10 protein-coding genes and 1 pseudogene are annotated in these 15,629 nt (G+C 71.4%); 8 read left to right on the plus strand and 3 right to left on the minus strand.

Annotated features, from left to right (window positions below; all coding sequences use genetic code 11):
- Nucleotides 1-85 precede the first annotated feature (85 nt).
- Nucleotides 86-1,270, minus strand: coding sequence for a trypsin-like serine peptidase (locus DY245_RS05805; protein WP_128504232.1), 1,185 nt, complete (start codon nucleotides 1,268-1,270; stop codon nucleotides 86-88).
- A 281-nt stretch (nucleotides 1,271-1,551) separates the two neighbouring features.
- Here DY245_RS05805 and DY245_RS05810 point away from each other — a divergent pair, with 281 nt between their 5' ends.
- The 6 genes and pseudogenes from DY245_RS05810 to DY245_RS05830 all read left to right on the plus strand — a co-directional run.
- Nucleotides 1,552-2,946 carry a diaminobutyrate--2-oxoglutarate transaminase family protein gene (locus tag DY245_RS05810; protein ID WP_128504234.1) on the plus strand — a complete coding sequence of 465 codons (1,395 nt, stop codon included), beginning with the start codon at nucleotides 1,552-1,554 and terminating at the stop codon, nucleotides 2,944-2,946.
- Entirely contained in the window at nucleotides 2,943-4,973 is a 2,031-nt protein-coding gene (locus DY245_RS05815) for an IucA/IucC family protein (RefSeq protein ID WP_128504236.1), read from the plus strand. The genes DY245_RS05810 and DY245_RS05815 overlap by 4 nt, the downstream gene beginning before the upstream one ends.
- Before the next feature lie 98 nt (nucleotides 4,974-5,071).
- A complete protein-coding gene (locus DY245_RS05820) occupies nucleotides 5,072-5,773 on the plus strand; it encodes a GNAT family N-acetyltransferase (protein ID WP_128504238.1) in 702 nt (233 codons plus the stop codon).
- Between the two features lie 105 nt (nucleotides 5,774-5,878).
- On the plus strand, nucleotides 5,879-7,645 hold the full coding sequence (locus DY245_RS05825; protein ID WP_128504240.1) for an IucA/IucC family protein: 1,767 nt from the start codon (nucleotides 5,879-5,881) through the stop codon (nucleotides 7,643-7,645).
- A gap of 41 nt (nucleotides 7,646-7,686) precedes the next feature.
- A partial coding sequence (locus DY245_RS45840; RefSeq protein ID WP_425329348.1) for a DEAD/DEAH box helicase occupies nucleotides 7,687-7,942 on the plus strand: 256 nt, incomplete at its 3' end.
- A gap of 1 nt (nucleotide 7,943) precedes the next feature.
- Nucleotides 7,944-9,736: pseudogene (locus DY245_RS05830) on the plus strand (ATP-dependent DNA helicase); the annotation flags it as partial.
- 152 nt (nucleotides 9,737-9,888) lie between these two features.
- Here DY245_RS05830 and lexA read toward each other — a convergent pair.
- Nucleotides 9,889-10,689 (minus strand): transcriptional repressor LexA, encoded by an 801-nt coding sequence (gene lexA / locus DY245_RS05835; protein ID WP_128504242.1) that lies wholly within the window; start codon nucleotides 10,687-10,689, stop codon nucleotides 9,889-9,891.
- 558 nt (nucleotides 10,690-11,247) lie between these two features.
- On the opposite strand from lexA, the gene nrdR reads away from it, so the two are divergent.
- Together nrdR and DY245_RS05845 are read left to right on the plus strand one after the other, a co-directional pair.
- The gene (nrdR, locus tag DY245_RS05840; protein ID WP_128504244.1) at nucleotides 11,248-11,778 is read left to right on the plus strand and encodes a transcriptional regulator NrdR; all 531 of its coding nucleotides are present in this window, start codon (nucleotides 11,248-11,250) and stop codon (nucleotides 11,776-11,778) included.
- A gap of 124 nt (nucleotides 11,779-11,902) precedes the next feature.
- The gene (locus DY245_RS05845) at nucleotides 11,903-14,782 is read left to right on the plus strand and encodes a vitamin B12-dependent ribonucleotide reductase (protein ID WP_128504246.1); all 2,880 of its coding nucleotides are present in this window, start codon (nucleotides 11,903-11,905) and stop codon (nucleotides 14,780-14,782) included.
- A 147-nt stretch (nucleotides 14,783-14,929) separates the two neighbouring features.
- Here DY245_RS05845 and DY245_RS05850 read toward each other — a convergent pair.
- Nucleotides 14,930-15,629 (minus strand): MFS transporter (locus DY245_RS05850; protein WP_128504248.1); only part of this gene is annotated, 700 nt, incomplete at its 5' end.

Below are 15,629 nucleotides of genomic sequence, written 5' to 3' on the forward strand. Positions count from 1 at the left end.
GCCTCCGGTCTCCCGGAGGCGGGCCTTCGTCGTACCCATGGGCGGGGCGGGCGGCGCCGTCACCGGCACCACCCGCCTCAGCCGACTACTGCTTGGTCGCCCACTTCTTGCTCATGGTGTCGAACATGCTCTTGGCCTCGGGGCCCAGGTGCGGACCGGCCGACCAACGGGCCGGACGCGGCCCCATCGACATGTTGGAGACCAGCACCGGCTTGCCGTCGGCGCCCTTGATGAACCAGGGGCCACCGGAGGAGCCACCGGTCATGGTGCAGCCGATCCGGTACATGGTCGGCTTGGCGTCCATCGACAGACGGGTCGGCTTGTCGGTGCACTGCTGCTGGGCCGCACCGTCGAACGGCGGCTCGGCCGGGTAGCCCTGCGCGGTCAGGCTCGGGATCTTGGCCATCGCCGGGGCGTTGAAGTCGACCGTGTAGGCGGCGCCGGCAATCTCTTCCAGCGACTTGCCGCCGGTGCTCTGCTCCGGCTTCACATGCATCAGCGCGAAGTCGTACGGGGCCATCGGCACGCCCGGAACGGCGCCGCCGCCCTTGATCCACTCGTTGGACGTCGCCATGTCGTCCGCCCACCACTTGCCCGACGGGACGCGGTCCTCGAAGGGCGCGGCCTTCAACTTGTCGGCGGCGACACCGTTCTTGTTGAAGTTCGGCACGAACATCATGTTGCGGTACCAGCCGCCGTTCTTGCCGGCGTGCACACAGTGCGCAGCGGTCCACACGAGGTTGGACTTACCGGGGTGCGCCGGGTCCTTGACGACGGTGGCCGAGCAACGCGACTCGCCCTCGGGGGTGCTGAACAGCAGCAGGCCCACGCCGGGGGCGGTGGAGGTGTACGGGGTCTTGACGGGCTGAGCGGCGACGGCGGCCGGCTCAGGGTCGGTCTTGCCCTGGTCCTCCGAGATGTCCTCGGGCTTGCTGGGGTCCTGGGGCGGCTTGACCTTGTCGATCTTGTCCGGGTTCCAGAAGTTCTTGATGATCGGGTTGATGAACTCCCCGGCCTCCCGGAGCCACTTGTCCTTGTCCCAGTTCTTCCACTCGCCGTTCTTCCACTTGTCCAGGTCGATGCCGTGTTCCTTGAGCTTGTCCTGGATGTCCTGGGGGATCTTGATTTCACCCCCGCCCGTGTCCTGTGCCGCGGACTGGCTCGGCTTGGCGTCCGCGTTGTCGCCCTCCGGGCCGCAGCCGGTTGCGGTCAGCGCCACAACGGCGGTGAGGGCGGCGGCGGCCAGGACTGGCCGACGTATGGATCGCATGGGTGGGTCCCCCTGATGAATTTCGAACTGAGCCATGTGGCTTGAACGGAGTCGCGCCGTGGGGAGCTTGTCATGAACCCCAAGATCCCGGCGCGGCACCCCATGATGCCGGTGTCGAGGGGGACGGCGGTACTCGGGTCCCCGGTTCCGCGCCGACAAGGATCTTGCCATCAGCCGTGATCCGGCGTCGGCACCGTCGTTGGTACGTACGGGGGACGGCCGGGCCGCCCGTAGGGCCCGCGCGGTATTCAGCAGCTCACCAGCAGGAGGACACAACTGCCGTGGCGTTGACCGAAACCGTGCCGGCGGCCGCGCCGCCGGCCCACGAGGGGATCCTGCGCCGGCAGTCCCTGCGTGAGTCCGCTGCCCGAACCTACGCGCGCTCGCTGCCCATCGTCCCGGTGCGCGCCCGTGGGCTGACCATCGAGGGCGCCGACGGCCGCCGCTATCTCGACTGCCTCTCCGGCGCCGGCACCCTGGCGCTCGGCCACAACCACCCGGTGGTGCTCGAAGCGATCCGTACGGTCCTCGACTCCGGCGCACCGCTGCACATCCTCGACCTGGCCACGCCCGTCAAGGACGCCTTCACCACCGAGCTCTTCGCCACCCTGCCCGGGGAGTTGGCCGAAAAGGCACGCATCCAGTTCTGTAGCCCGGCCGGCACGGACGCCGTCGAGGCCGCCTTCACACTCGTCCGCACCGCGACCGGCCGGGACGGCCTGATGGCCTTCTCCGGCGCGTACCACGGGATGACCTCACAGGCGCTCGCCGCCTCCGGAGGAGCGCAGCACACCGGCGTGGTCAAGCTGCCCTACCCCTACGACTACCGCTGCCCCTTCGGCACCGGCGGCGAGCGCGGCGCCGAACTCTCCGCACGCTGGACCGAGAGCCTGCTCGACGACGACAGGAGCGGGGTGCCCAGGCCGGCCGCGATGATCCTGGAACCCGTCCAGGGGGAGGGCGGGGTGATCCCCGCACCGGACCGCTGGCTGCGCCGGATGCGGGAGATCACCACCGCCCGGCAGATCCCGCTGATCGTGGACGAGGTGCAGACCGGCGTCGGCCGCACCGGCACCTTCTGGGCGGTCGAACACAGCGGCATCGTGCCCGACGTGCTCGTCCTGTCGAAGGCGATCGGCGGCAGCCTGCCGCTCGCGGTGATCGTCTACCGGGAGGAACTGGACTCCTGGCAGCCCGGCGCACACGCCGGCACCTTCCGCGGCAACCAGCTCGCCATGGCCGCGGGCAGGGCCACCCTTGCCTACGTCCGCGCGAACGGACTCGCCGAGCGCGCCGGGGAGCTCGGCGCCCGGATGCTCACCCGGCTCCGCGCCCTCGCCGCCGCCCACGACTGCATCGGCGACGTCCGCGGCCGCGGACTGATGCTCGGCGTCGAACTCGTCGACCGGGCGGCCGACGCCGACGCCACGGGCGCCCGCCCCGCCGACCCACAGCTCGCCGCCGCCGTCCAGCACGCCTGTCTGGACCGCGGCCTGATCGTCGAACTGGGCGGCCGGCACTCCGCCGTCGTCCGGCTGCTGCCACCCCTGACCATCACCGACGAACAGGCGGACGCGATCCTCGACCGCCTCGCCGACGCCATCACGGCGGCGGTCCGCACCACCCCCGGGCCGACGGGCTCGTCCCCCACGACACTGCGAGGCACCTCCCCATGACCGAACGCCCCGGCCCCGACAACGCCCAGCCCGCCGAGCGCATCCCCGCCCACCACCAGGGCGCGGGCACCATCGAGTCCCTACCGCGCCAGCAGCGCCGCGCCCCGGACGACACCTGCCACCAGCAGACCCACGAGGACCCGGCGCAGGACGCAGGCCACGGCGCCCCCGCCCCCTACGACCGGACCCGGACCGGCGACCACGACCCGCTCGACCACCCGGATCCGGCGGTCGCCGCCGACGCCGCAGGCATCGAGCACCTCCTGCGCTGCTGGCTCCGCGAGAACGGCACCCCCCGCCCGCCCGGCGGCCGGCTCCGCATCCCCCTGACGGCCACCGCGAACGCCCTGCACATCCCCGTCCGCTACTGGTCACCCACCGGGTGGCACCGCCTGGGCGCCCCCACCCTCGAAGGCGCCCCGGCCGGCGCCGCCCCGCTGGACGCCGTCACCCTCGCCGCGCTGCTGCGCCGGGAGGCCGCGCACGGCGGCGACCGACGGGCCTCGGACGGCGGCGAACACCGCGTGGCGGACGCCGGCGAGCGCACGGACACGGACGGCGCACAGCAGCAGACACCGGACGGCGACGGCGCCGAACTCGTCGGCCGGGTCGCCGACTCCGTACGCCATGTCGCCGTATTCCTCGCCGACCGGCGCGCCCGCCCCGCCGACGACCACGGCGCGCTCTTCCTCGAAGCCGAACAGTCCCTGCTCTTCGGCCACCCCCTGCACCCCACACCCAAGAGCCGCGAGGGCCTCTCCGACGCCGAGACCCGCGCCTATTCGCCCGAACTGCGCGGCGCCTTCCCGCTGCACTGGATGGCCGTGCACCGCTCCGCCGTCGCCGCCGACTCCGCCTGGACCGAACGCGGCAAGCCCGTACCGGCCGAGCAGCTCGCCAGGGACCTCGCCGGGGACGGCCTCGAACTCCCCGACCAGACCGTGCCGTTGCCGCTGCACCCCTGGCAGGCCCGGGAACTCGCAGGCCGCCCCGACATCGCCGCCCTCCGCGACGCCGGCCTGCTGCACGACCTGGGCCCCCACGGCCCGCTCTGGCACCCCACCTCCTCCGTCCGCACGGTCCACCGCCCCGACGCGGACGCCATGCTCAAACTCTCCCTCGGGCTGCGCATCACCAACTCCCGCCGGGAGAACCTCCGCAAGGAACTGGTCCGCGGCGTCGAGGTGCACCGGCTGCTGCGCACCGGTCTCGCCGAGGAGTGGCAGGCCGTCCACCCCCGCTTCGACATCGTCCGCGACCCGGCCTATCTCGCCGTCGACGGACCCGACGGCGAACCCGTCCAGGGCCTCGATGTCGTCATCCGGCACAACCCCTTCAGCCGCACCGACGACGCCGTCTGCATCGCCGGCCTCACCTCCCCCCGGCCCTGGCCCGGCCACTGCGGAGTCCGCTCCCGCCTCGAAGATCTCGTCGCCGCGCTCAGCACCCGCACCGGCCGCACCCTGGGCGCGGTGGCCACCGAGTGGTTCCTGCGCTACCTCGAAGCGGTCGTACGGCCCTTGCTGTGGCTGGACGGCACCGCCGGCATCGTCCTGGAGGCCCACCAGCAGAACACCCTGGTGCTGCTGGACCCCGACGGCTGGCCGGTCGGCGGCCGCTACCGCGACAACCAGGGCTACTACTTCCGCACCTCGCGCCGCGCCGAGCTGGAGCGCCGGCTGCCCGGTATCGGCGTGGTCAGCGACACCTTCGTCGCCGACGACGTCACCGACGAACGGTTCGCCTACTACCTCGGCATCAACAACGTCCTCGGCCTGATCGGGGCCTTCGGCGCCCAGCGCCTGGTCCGCGAGGAGATCCTGCTCGCCGCCTTCCGGCGGTTCCTCGCCGATGCCGCCGCGGCCCCGCGCGCCCACCGCTCGCCGCTGCCCGAGCAGCTGCTGGCCGCCCGCACGCTGCGCTGCAAGGCCAACCTCGCGACCCGGCTGCACGGCCTGGACGAACTCGTCGGCCCGGTCGAAACCCAGTCCGTCTACGTCACCCTGCCCAACCCCCTCGCCCCGTAGCCGCCCACCACCCCGGACCGCACCTTCCGCCCCCCGTCCCCGGCGCCGACGCGACCCACAAGGCCACGCGGCCCCCGCCCCCACAGGAGAGAGTTGCCGTGCCATCCACCGATTCCGGCCTCAGCTCCAGCTCCGACGACACCCTCGACCTCCAGCTACCGCCGGAGTTCAGTGCGTTGTTCGCCGACGGCGGGCGGCAGCCGGCGTCCCCCGACGTCCCGGCCGCCGGCCCGCTGCTCGACAACCTGGCGGGCTGGGGAGCGGCCGACACCCCCGCCGGGCCGTTCGAGCTCGTCCCCGTCGAGCCGGCCCGCGATCTCGACCGGATCACCGGCTGGATGAACGATCCGGCCGTCGCGGCCTTCTGGGAGCTGGCGGGCCCGCCGGAGATCACCGCCGCCCATCTGCGGGGCCAGCTCGACGGTGACGGCCGCAGCGTGCCCTGCCTGGGCGTCCTGGCCGGCGTCCCGATGAGCTACTGGGAGATCTACCGCGCCGACCTGGACCCCCTCGCCCGCTACTACCCGGCCCGGCCCCAGGACACCGGCGTCCATCTGCTCATCGGAGGCGTCAGCGACCGCGGCCGGGGCCTGGGCAGCACCCTGCTGCGGGCCACCGCCGATCTCGTACTCGACCACCGCCCGCACTGCGCGCGCGTGGTCGCCGAGCCCGATCTGCGCAACACCGCCTCCGTCGCGGCCTTCCTGACCGCGGGCTTCCGCTACGCCGACGAGATCGAACTGCCTGGCAAACGCGCGGCGTTGATGGTCCGCGACCGCGCCCATCGCCCTCTGCTCTGACGCCGGGGCCGTCCGGCGACGGCCCCGCTCCGGTCCGCCGTCCACCCCGCCGCCCCGGTTGTCCCCCGTACGTGCCGGGCCGGTCCCGCTTCGAGGAGTCCCGCCTTGTCTCCTGAGCCCCAGCCTTCGCGCCGCGCCTGGCAGCACGCCGCCCGCCGACTGTTCGCCAAGACCCTGGCGGAGTTCGCGTACGAGGAAGTCCTCACCCCCGAGCCCGACGGCACCGCCCCCGACGGCACCCCGCAATACCGCCTGCCGGTCACCGACGACCTGGTCTACCGCTTCCGCGCCCGCCGCGGCGCCTACGGACACTGGCGCATCGACCCCGACTCGATCACCCCCGACACCGATCCCTTCCGCTTCCTCACCCACGCCCACGACACCGTCCTGGGCCTGTCCGGCGACACCACCGGCCATCTCATCCGCGAGCTGACCGCCACCCTCGCCGCCGACACCCGCCTGGACGCCACCGCCGTCAGCGCCGCCGACCTCGCCGACCTGGACTACGCCGACCTCGAAGGCCACCAGACCGGCCACCCCTGGCTCGTCGCGAACAAGGGCAGGCTCGGCTTCTCCGCCACCGACGCGGCCACCTGGGCCCCGGAAGCCCGCACCGCCCAGCGCCTGCCCTGGCTTGCCGCGCACCACAGCATCGCCCACTACCGCGGCGTCCCCGCGCTCGCCACCCCCGACCGTCTCTACGGCGAGGAACTCGCCCCCGCCACCCGGCACGCCTTCGCCCGCACCATCACCGACCAGGGCCACGACCCCGCCGACTACCTCTACCTGCCCGTCCACCCCTGGCAATGGGACGAGACCATCGCCCCGCTCTTCGCCCCGCAACTCGCCGACAGATCCCTCATCGCGCTGCCCACCGACAATGACCTCCGCCTGCCGCAGCAGTCGATCCGCACCTTCCTCAACGTCAGCCGCCCCCGGGCCCGCACGGTCAAACTGCCGCTGTCCATCCTCAACACCCTGGTCTGGCGCGGCCTGCCCACCGAGCGCACCCTCGCCGCGCCCGCCGTCACCCGCTGGGTCCACGGCCTGCGCGACGCCGACCCGTATCTGCGCGACGAGACCCGGGTGATCCTGCTCGGCGAGACCGCCTCGGTCACCGTCGAGCACCCCCTCTACGACCGGCTCCCCGGCGTCCCGTACCAGTTCAAGGAGCTCCTGGGCTGCATCTGGCGCGAGCCGATCAGCGGCCATCTCGACCCCGGCGAACGCGCCCGCACCCTGGCCGCGCTACTGCAGACCGACCCCCGGGGCCGCGCCCTGACCGCGGAGCTGGTGCACCGCTCCGGCCTGGCCCCGCGCGACTGGCTCGGCCGGCTGTTCGCCGCGCTGCTGCCGCCCCTGCTGCACTTCCTTTACCAGTACGGCACGGTCTTCTCCCCGCACGGCGAGAACGCCATCGTCATCTTCGACGAGCACGACGTCCCCACCCGCCTCGCGGTCAAGGACTTCGTCGACGACGTCAACACCAGCTCCCGGCCGCTCCCGGAGCACGACTCCATGCCGGAGGACGTCCGCACGGTGCTGCTCACCGAACCGCCCGCCTTCCTCACCCAGTTCATCCACTCCGGCCTCTTCGTCGGGGTGTTCCGCTATCTCGCCCCGCTGTGCGCGGACCAACTGGACGTCCCCGAGGCCGAGTTCTGGTCACTCGTACGGGCGGAGATCCTGCGCCACCACGAACGCTTCCCCGCCCTCAAGGAGCGGCATGAGACCTTCGACCTGCTCACCCCGCGGATCGAGCGGCTGTGCCTGAACCGCAACCGTCTGCATGTGGACGGCTACCGCGACCGGCGTGACCGCCCGCACGCCGCCGTGCACGGCACCGTCCCCAACCCCCTGCACGCCCCATGACCGGGCCGACTGTCAGTGGTCCCGCGTAGGCTTGCAGCGCTATGACGAAGCCCTCCCTCCCCGATCTGCTCCATGCCGCCGTCACCGCCGTCGGCGGCACCGAGCGCCCCGGCCAGGTGGCGATGGCCGAGGCCGTCGCCGGCGCCGTGGACGACACCTCCCACCTGCTCGTCCAGGCGGGCACCGGCACCGGAAAGTCCCTCGGCTATCTGGTCCCGGCGCTCGCCCATGGCGAAAGGGTCGTCGTCGCCACGGCCACCCTCGCGCTACAGCGCCAGCTGGTCGAGCGCGATCTGCNCCCATGGCGAAAGGGTCGTCGTCGCCACGGCCACCCTCGCGCTACAGCGCCAGCTGGTCGAGCGCGATCTGCCCCGCACGGTCGACGCGCTGCATCCGCTGCTGCGCCGCCGCCCCGAGTTCGCCATGCTCAAGGGCCGCTCCAATTACCTCTGCCTGCATCGCCTCAACGAAGGCGTCCCGCAGGACGAGGAGGACGGCCTCTTCGACGTCTTCGAGCAGGCGACCCCGACCAGCAAGCTCGGCAAGGACCTGCTGCGCCTGCGGGAGTGGGCGGACGAGACGGAGACCGGCGACCGCGACGACCTCACCCCGGGCGTCTCCGACCGCGCCTGGGGCCAGGTCACGGTCTCCTCCCGGGAGTGCCTGGGCGCCTCGAAGTGCGCGTACGGGGCGGAGTGCTTCGCCGAGGCCGCCAGGGAGCGCGCCAAGCTCGCCGATGTCGTCGTCACCAATCACGCGCTGCTCGCCATCGACGCGATCGAGGGCGCGCCGGTCCTTCCGCAGCACGAGGTCCTGATCATCGACGAGGCCCATGAGCTGGTCTCCCGGGTCACCGGCGTCGCCACCGGCGAGCTCACCCCCGGCCAGGTCAACCGCGCCGTCCGCCGGGCCGCCAAGCTCGTCAACGAAAAGGCCGCCGACCAGCTGCAGACCGCGTCCGAGACCTTCGAGCGCCTCATGGAGCTGGCGCTGCCCGGCCGCCTCGAAGAGATCCCCGAGGAGCTCGGCTACTGCCTGATGGCGCTGCGCGACGCGGCCCGTACGGTCATCTCCGCGCTCGGCTCGACCCGCGACAAGTCGGTCCAGGACGAGGACGCCGTCCGAAAGCAGGCCCTCGCCTCGCTGGAGACCGTCCACGCCGTCGCCGAGCGCATCGCGAACGGCTCCGAGTACGACGTGGTCTGGTACGAGCGCCATGACCGCTTCGGCGCGTCCCTGCGGGTGGCGCCGCTCTCGGTCTCCGGGCTCCTTCGCGAGAAGCTCTTCGACGACCGCTCGGTGGTCCTCACCTCCGCCACCCTCAAGCTGGGCGGCGACTTCAACGGCGTCGCGGCCTCCATGGGCCTGGCCCCCGAGGGGACGGAAGGCGAGGACATCCCGGTCTGGAAGGGCCTGGACGTCGGCTCCCCCTTCGACTATTCGAAGCAGGGGATCCTCTACGTCGCCAAGCACCTGGCCCAGCCGGGCCGCGAGGGCAGCCGCACCGACATGCTCGATGAGCTCGCCGAGCTGATCGAGGCGGCCGGCGGCCGCACCCTCGGCCTGTTCTCCTCCATGCGCGCCGCCCAGGCGGCGGCCGAGGCGCTGCGGGGCCGTCTGGACGTGCCGATCCTGCTCCAGGGCGAGGAGACCCTCGGCGAGCTGATCCGGACCTTCGCCTCGGACGCCCGTACGTGTCTGTTCGGCACGCTGTCGCTCTGGCAGGGCGTCGATGTGCCGGGCGTGAACTGCCAGCTGGTGGTGATGGACCGGGTGCCGTTCCCGCGCCCGGACGACCCGCTGATGAGCGCCCGCCAGAAGGCGGTGGAGGAGGCCGGCGGCAATGGCTTCATGGCGGTCGCGGCGACCCATGCGGCCCTGCTGATGGCCCAGGGCGCCGGCCGTCTGGTCCGGGCCACCGGCGACCGAGGCGTGGTCGCCGTCCTCGACCCCCGCGTCGAGCGCGCCCGCTACGGCTCCTTCCTCCGCAAGTCGATGCCCGACTTCTGGTACACCACCGACCGCAACCAGGTCCGCCGCTCCCTCGCCGCCATCGATGCAGCAGCAAAGGCATCAAAGGCCGAATCCTGAGGCGCCGCAGATCCCGGTCGTGCACCGCAACCATCAATTGAGCAACCCCCACCGGACAGCAACCCCTTCCGCGAAAGCGGCCGCGGTTTAGCGGCAATAACCAAGCCCCGGAACCGGCGCAGTGGTTCCGGGGCTCGGTCGTGAGGGGTGGGTCAGACGCGGCGGAGTACCGCCACCACCTTGCCGAGGATGGTCGCCTCGTCGCCGGGGATCGGCTGGTATGCGGAGTTGTGCGGCAGCAGCCACACATGGCCGTCCTCGCGCTTGAAGCGCTTGACGGTGGCTTCGCCGTCCAGCATGGCGGCGACGATGTCGCCGTTCTCGGCGACCGGCTGGCGGCGGACCGTGACCCAGTCGCCGTCGCAGATCGCGGCTTCGATCATGGAGTCGCCGACGACCTTCAGCACGAAGAGTTCGCCGTCGCCGACGAGCTGGCGGGGGAGCGGGAAGACGTCCTCGACCGATTCCTCCGCGAGGATCGGGCCGCCGGCGGCGATCCGGCCGACCAGCGGGACGTAGGACGCGGCGGGTTTGCCGGCGGTCTCCGTCGCCGCGGTGGAGGTCTGGTCGGAGCCGCGGACCTCGTACGCCCGGGGGCGGTGCGGGTCGCGCCGCAGGAAGCCCTTGCGTTCGAGGGCCATGAGCTGGTGGGCGACGGACGAGGTGCTGGACAGGCCGACGGCCTGGCCGATCTCGCGCATCGACGGTGGATAGCCGCGTCGCTGTACCGAATCCCGGATCACTTCGATCACCCTGCGCTGGCGGTCGGTGAGTCCGGAACTGTCGGCTCGGATTCCCGGCGGTCGGCCGGGCAGCGAGCGGGCGGGCTTCTGCTCTTCGGAGTCCAACGTGGCGTCGTCCATCGGTGGCCGCTGTGCCTTCTGCGGATGCTCGAACCGGCTCTGGGAGTGGCTTTGTGCGGTGATGGTCGCGCTGTCTGCGGTGGTGGTCACGTCGGCCCCTCTCGAAATGTTCTCCCTAGTTAGCCAACGGTAGTTGCTTTCGAAAGGTTGCGCCAAACACACGTTCGAGTGAAATATTCACCGATTTGCTGACCCGATCAAGTGGCTGGGTGTATGGCCGAAGGGTATTCCGGGCCTTCGCCGCACGCTTTCGTCCGAGACGTCCGGTCGGCCGGTGAGCCGGATCGACGACGTATCGACGACGTAGGGAGGCCGCGCCGGCCGGACCGTCGCGACCCGGCCGATTCTGTCATCCCGGCCCCGCCGCACCGCCGCCCGGGTGGCTTCCCGTACCCTCGTGGGCGACCGCCCGGCCCGCCTCCACCGCGACACGCGGTAGGCAGATGTAAGCGGCCCGACACCACATCTAGTGGTTAGATGCGGTCAGTCGCCCAGAAGTTGTGGTGCCTGGTCCTTCAAGGCCCCGGTATCGCCTATGCTGGTGGCTGCTTCGGAGGGCCCGTACGGACCGGCCGGGGGTTATTCGTCGTACGCCGGGATCGATGGCGTACGTACGTCCGTATAGCGAGTGTTGAGGAGGGTGGAGCGATGCACTGCCCCTTCTGCAGGCACCCGGACAGCCGGGTCGTCGACAGTCGCACCACGGACGACGGGACGGCGATCCGCCGGCGCCGCCAGTGCCCCGACTGCTCCCGCCGTTTCACCACCATCGAGACGGCATCGCTGATGGTGATCAAGCGGAGTGGGGTCACCGAGCCCTTCAGCCGCAACAAGGTCATCGCGGGAGTGCGCAAGGCATGCCAGGGGCGCCCGGTCACCGAGGACGCCCTCGCCAAGCTCGGCCAGCGGGTCGAGGAGGCGGTGCGTGCCACCGGCAGTGCCGAACTGTCCACCCATGACGTCGGCCTCGCCATACTGGGCCCGCTGCAGGAACTCGACCTCGTCGCGTACCTGCGCTTCGCGTCCGTTTACCGGGCGTTCGATTCACTTGAGGACTTCGAGGCGGCCATCGCCGAGCTGCGGGAGCAGCGCGAGCAGGGACCGCCCGGGCAGGACTGCGGGATCGACGGGGAGGCCGGCGGTCCGGCCGTCCCCGTGCCCGCCACCGCCGCCGACTGAGCTCGGCGCGCATCCAGGACCTGTATCGGGGCGCGAGCAGGGCGTCCCGGTATCAGAAAGACATTCACCGTGCCACGGAATGAGTGCGCACATATGGGCGTTTGCCCGTATACAGGGAGGCGGCATGACAGAGACGACGAGCGGCCCGGCACGAGGCTCCCGCGCCAAGGGCAGCAAGGCGAGCAAGGGTCTGCGTATCGAGCGCATCCACACCACACCCGGCGTGCATCCGTACGACGAGGTGGAGTGGGCGCGCCGTGACGTCGTCATGACCAACTGGCGCGACGGCTCGGTCAACTTCGAGCAGCGTGGCGTCGAGTTCCCCGACTTCTGGTCGGTGAACGCGGTCAACATCGTCACCAGCAAGTACTTCCGCGGCGCGGTGGGCTCCCCGACCCGGGAGTCGAGCCTGAGGCAGCTCATCGACCGTGTGGTCAAGACGTACCGGAAGAGCGGCGAGGAGAACGGTTACTTCGCCTCCCCGGCGGACGCCGAGATCTTCGAGCACGAGCTGGCCTACGCGCTGCTGCACCAGGTCTTCAGCTTCAACTCGCCGGTGTGGTTCAACGTCGGCACCCAGCAGCCGCAGCAGGTCAGCGCCTGCTTCATCCTCTCCGTGGACGACTCCATGGAGTCGATCCTGGACTGGTACAAGGAAGAGGGGATGATCTTCAAGGGCGGCTCCGGTGCCGGCCTGAACCTCTCCCGTATCCGCTCCTCCAAGGAGCTGCTCTCCTCCGGCGGCAACGCCTCCGGCCCGGTCTCCTTCATGCGCGGCGCCGATGCGTCGGCCGGAACGATCAAGTCGGGCGGCGCCACCCGCCGCGCGGCCAAGATGGTCGTCCTGGACGTCGACCACCCGGACGTCGAGGCCTTCATCGAGACCAAGGTGAAGGAGGAGGAGAAGATCCGCGCGCTGCGCGACGCGGGCTTCGACATGGACCTGGGCGGCGACGACATCACGTCCGTCCAGTACCAGAACGCCAACAACTCGGTCCGGGTGAACGACGAGTTCATGAAGGCCGTCGAGTCCGGCTCGAAGTTCGGGCTGCGCGGCCGGATGACCGGTGAGGTCATCGAGGAGGTCGACGCCAAGGGCCTGTTCCGCAAGATGGCGGAGGCCGCCTGGGCGTGCGCCGACCCCGGCATCCAGTACGACGACACCATCAACCACTGGCACACCTCGCCGGAGTCGGGCCGGATCACCGCGTCCAACCCCTGCAGCGAGTACATGCACCTGGACAACTCCTCGTGCAACCTCGCCTCGCTCAACCTCCTGAAGTTCCTGCGCGACGACGACCTGGGCAACCAGTCCTTCGACGCCGAGCGCTTCGCCAAGGTCGTCGAGCTGGTCATCACCGCGATGGACATCTCCATCTGCTTCGCCGACTTCCCCACCGAGAAGATCGGCGAGACCACCCGCGCCTACCGCCAGCTGGGCATCGGCTACGCCAACCTCGGCGCCCTGCTGATGGCCACCGGCCACGCCTACGACTCCGACGGCGGCCGCGCGCTGGCCGGTGCCATCACCTCCCTGATGACCGGCACCTCCTACCGGCGCTCCGCCGAACTGGCCGCGGTCGTCGGCCCGTACGACGGCTACGCCCGTAACGCCGACGCCCACAAGCGCGTCATGAAGCAGCACTCCGACGCCAACGGCTCCGCGGTGCGCATGGACGACCTGGACACCCCGGTGTGGGCCGCGGCGACCGAGGCCTGGCAGGACGTGCTGCGCCTCGGCGAGAAGAACGGCTTCCGTAACGCCCAGGCCTCCGTCCTGGCGCCGACCGGCACCATCGGCCTGATGATGGACTGCGACACCACGGGCGTCGAGCCGGACCTGGCCCTGGTCAAGTTCAAGAAGCTGGTCGGCGGCGGCTCCATGCAGATCGTGAACAACACGGTCCCCAAGGCGCTCAAGCGGCTCGGCTACCAGCCCGAGCAGGTCGAGGCGATCGTCGCCCACATCGCCGACCACGGCAATGTCGTCGACGCCCCCGGCCTCAAGCCGGCGCACTACGAGGTCTTCGACTGCGCCATGGGTGTCCGGTCGATCTCCGCCATGGGCCATGTGCGCATGATGGCCGCCGCGCAGCCCTTCCTCTCCGGTGCGATCTCCAAGACGGTCAACGTCCCGGAGACGGCCACCGTCGAGGAGATCGAGGAGGTCTACTTCGAGGGCTGGAAGCTCGGCCTGAAGGCGCTCGCGATCTACCGCGACAACTGCAAGGTCGGCCAGCCCCTCTCCGCCAAGAAGAAGGAAGAGCCCAAGGTCGAGGCCAAGGCTCCGGCGGAGAAGAAGGTCGTCGAGTACCGCCCGGTGCGCAAGCGCCTCCCCAAGGGCCGCCCGGGGATCACCACCTCCTTCACGGTCGGCGGTGCCGAGGGGTACATGACCGCCAACTCCTACCCGGACGACGGTCTCGGTGAGGTCTTCCTGAAGATGTCCAAGCAGGGCTCGACCCTCGCGGGCATGATGGACGCCTTCTCCATCGCGGTGTCGGTCGGCCTCCAGTACGGCGTGCCGCTGGAGACCTACGTCTCGAAGTTCACCAACATGCGCTTCGAGCCGGCCGGTATGACGGACGACCCGGACGTGCGGATGGCGCAGTCGATCGTCGACTACATCTTCCGCCGCCTGGCGCTGGACTTCCTGCCGTTCGAGACCCGCTCGGCGCTCGGCATCCACTCCGTCGAGGAGCGCACGCGCCACCTGGAGACCGGCTCCTACGAGCCGTCCGAGGACGAGGTCGACGTCGAGGGCCTGGCCCAGTCGGCGCCGCGCCAGACGGAATCGGTGAAGGAGTCCGCCCCGGCGATGAAGATCGTCGAGGAGGCCGCCGCGCCGGCTCCCAAGCAGGCGCACACCAACGCCGAACTCGTCGAGATGCAGCTGGGCATCAACGCCGACGCACCGCTGTGCTTCTCCTGCGGGACGAAGATGCAGCGGGCCGGCAGCTGCTACCTGTGCGAGGGCTGCGGGTCGACCAGCGGCTGCAGCTGAGCATGAGCGGATCCGCGCGGGAGAACTCCTCCCGCGCGGTCCGCGGCGCGCGCTGAGGCAGCTCGTGGGCTTTGAAGGGGACCGGCCGAGTGCCGGTCCCCTTCGGCGTGCCCGGGGTCGTGGCACCGGCGGCCGGCCGGGGAGCGCTCAGGGGAGGGCCCGGTGGGGTGCCTGCGGCACCCGGGCCGGCGGGTGCGGGGCGTCGCCGCCGGGGCGTGCCCCGAGGCGGATCAGCGTGTACAGGAGCGCGGCGGCAAGCTGGACGGCGGCGATCCCGAGCATCAACAGGGGCGGCGGCAGCGCGGCGGCCGTACCGACGAGGGTGGCTCCGCAGGCCGCAGCCGTGATCTTCAGCCCGGCCCCCAGGGTGAAGACCTGCGCCCGGGTACGTGGCGGGGCGTACCTGGCCCGGATGCGGAGGGTCGCGGTCAGCAGCGGGCCGTCGCACAGGCCCGCCAGGACGAACAGCGCCGCGCCGGCCGTCGGTGACGGTACGAGCGCGGCGGTGGCCAGCGCGAGGCCGGTGCCGCACAGGGCGAGCGTGGCCAGGCGCTGGTCCGAGAGGGGCGGCTGCCACCGGGCCACGGCCAGCGAGCCGAGGAGCGCCCCGATGGCGAACGCGGTCATCAGGACGCCGCCCGCTCCCGGATGGCCCCGGTGGCCGGCGAGCAGCACCGTGGTGGTCGTCAGGCCGCCGATACCGCCGAAGGCCAGACAGGTGCCCGCGGTGATCGCGCGCAGTTCGGCGGTGCGCCAGACGGCCGCCAGCCCCGCCGCCAGGTCCGCCCGCAGCGAGGTGGCCGGCCCGGGGCTCGCCGAGGCCTGCTCGGCGCGCCCGTACGGCAGC

It is taken from the genome of Streptomyces inhibens, from assembly GCF_003389455.1.
GTDB lineage: Bacteria > Actinomycetota > Actinomycetes > Streptomycetales > Streptomycetaceae > Streptomyces > Streptomyces inhibens.

Coding starts and splice junctions, on each gene's coding strand:
- DY245_RS05805 (WP_128504232.1), bottom strand. CDS start 1,270: ATGCGATCCATACGTCGGCCAGTCCTGGCCGCCGCCGCCCTCACCGCC.
- DY245_RS05815 (WP_128504236.1), top strand. CDS start 2,943: ATGACCGAACGCCCCGGCCCCGACAACGCCCAGCCCGCCGAGCGCATC.
- nrdR (WP_128504244.1), top strand. CDS start 11,248: ATGCACTGCCCCTTCTGCAGGCACCCGGACAGCCGGGTCGTCGACAGT.
- DY245_RS05845 (WP_128504246.1), top strand. CDS start 11,903: ATGACAGAGACGACGAGCGGCCCGGCACGAGGCTCCCGCGCCAAGGGC.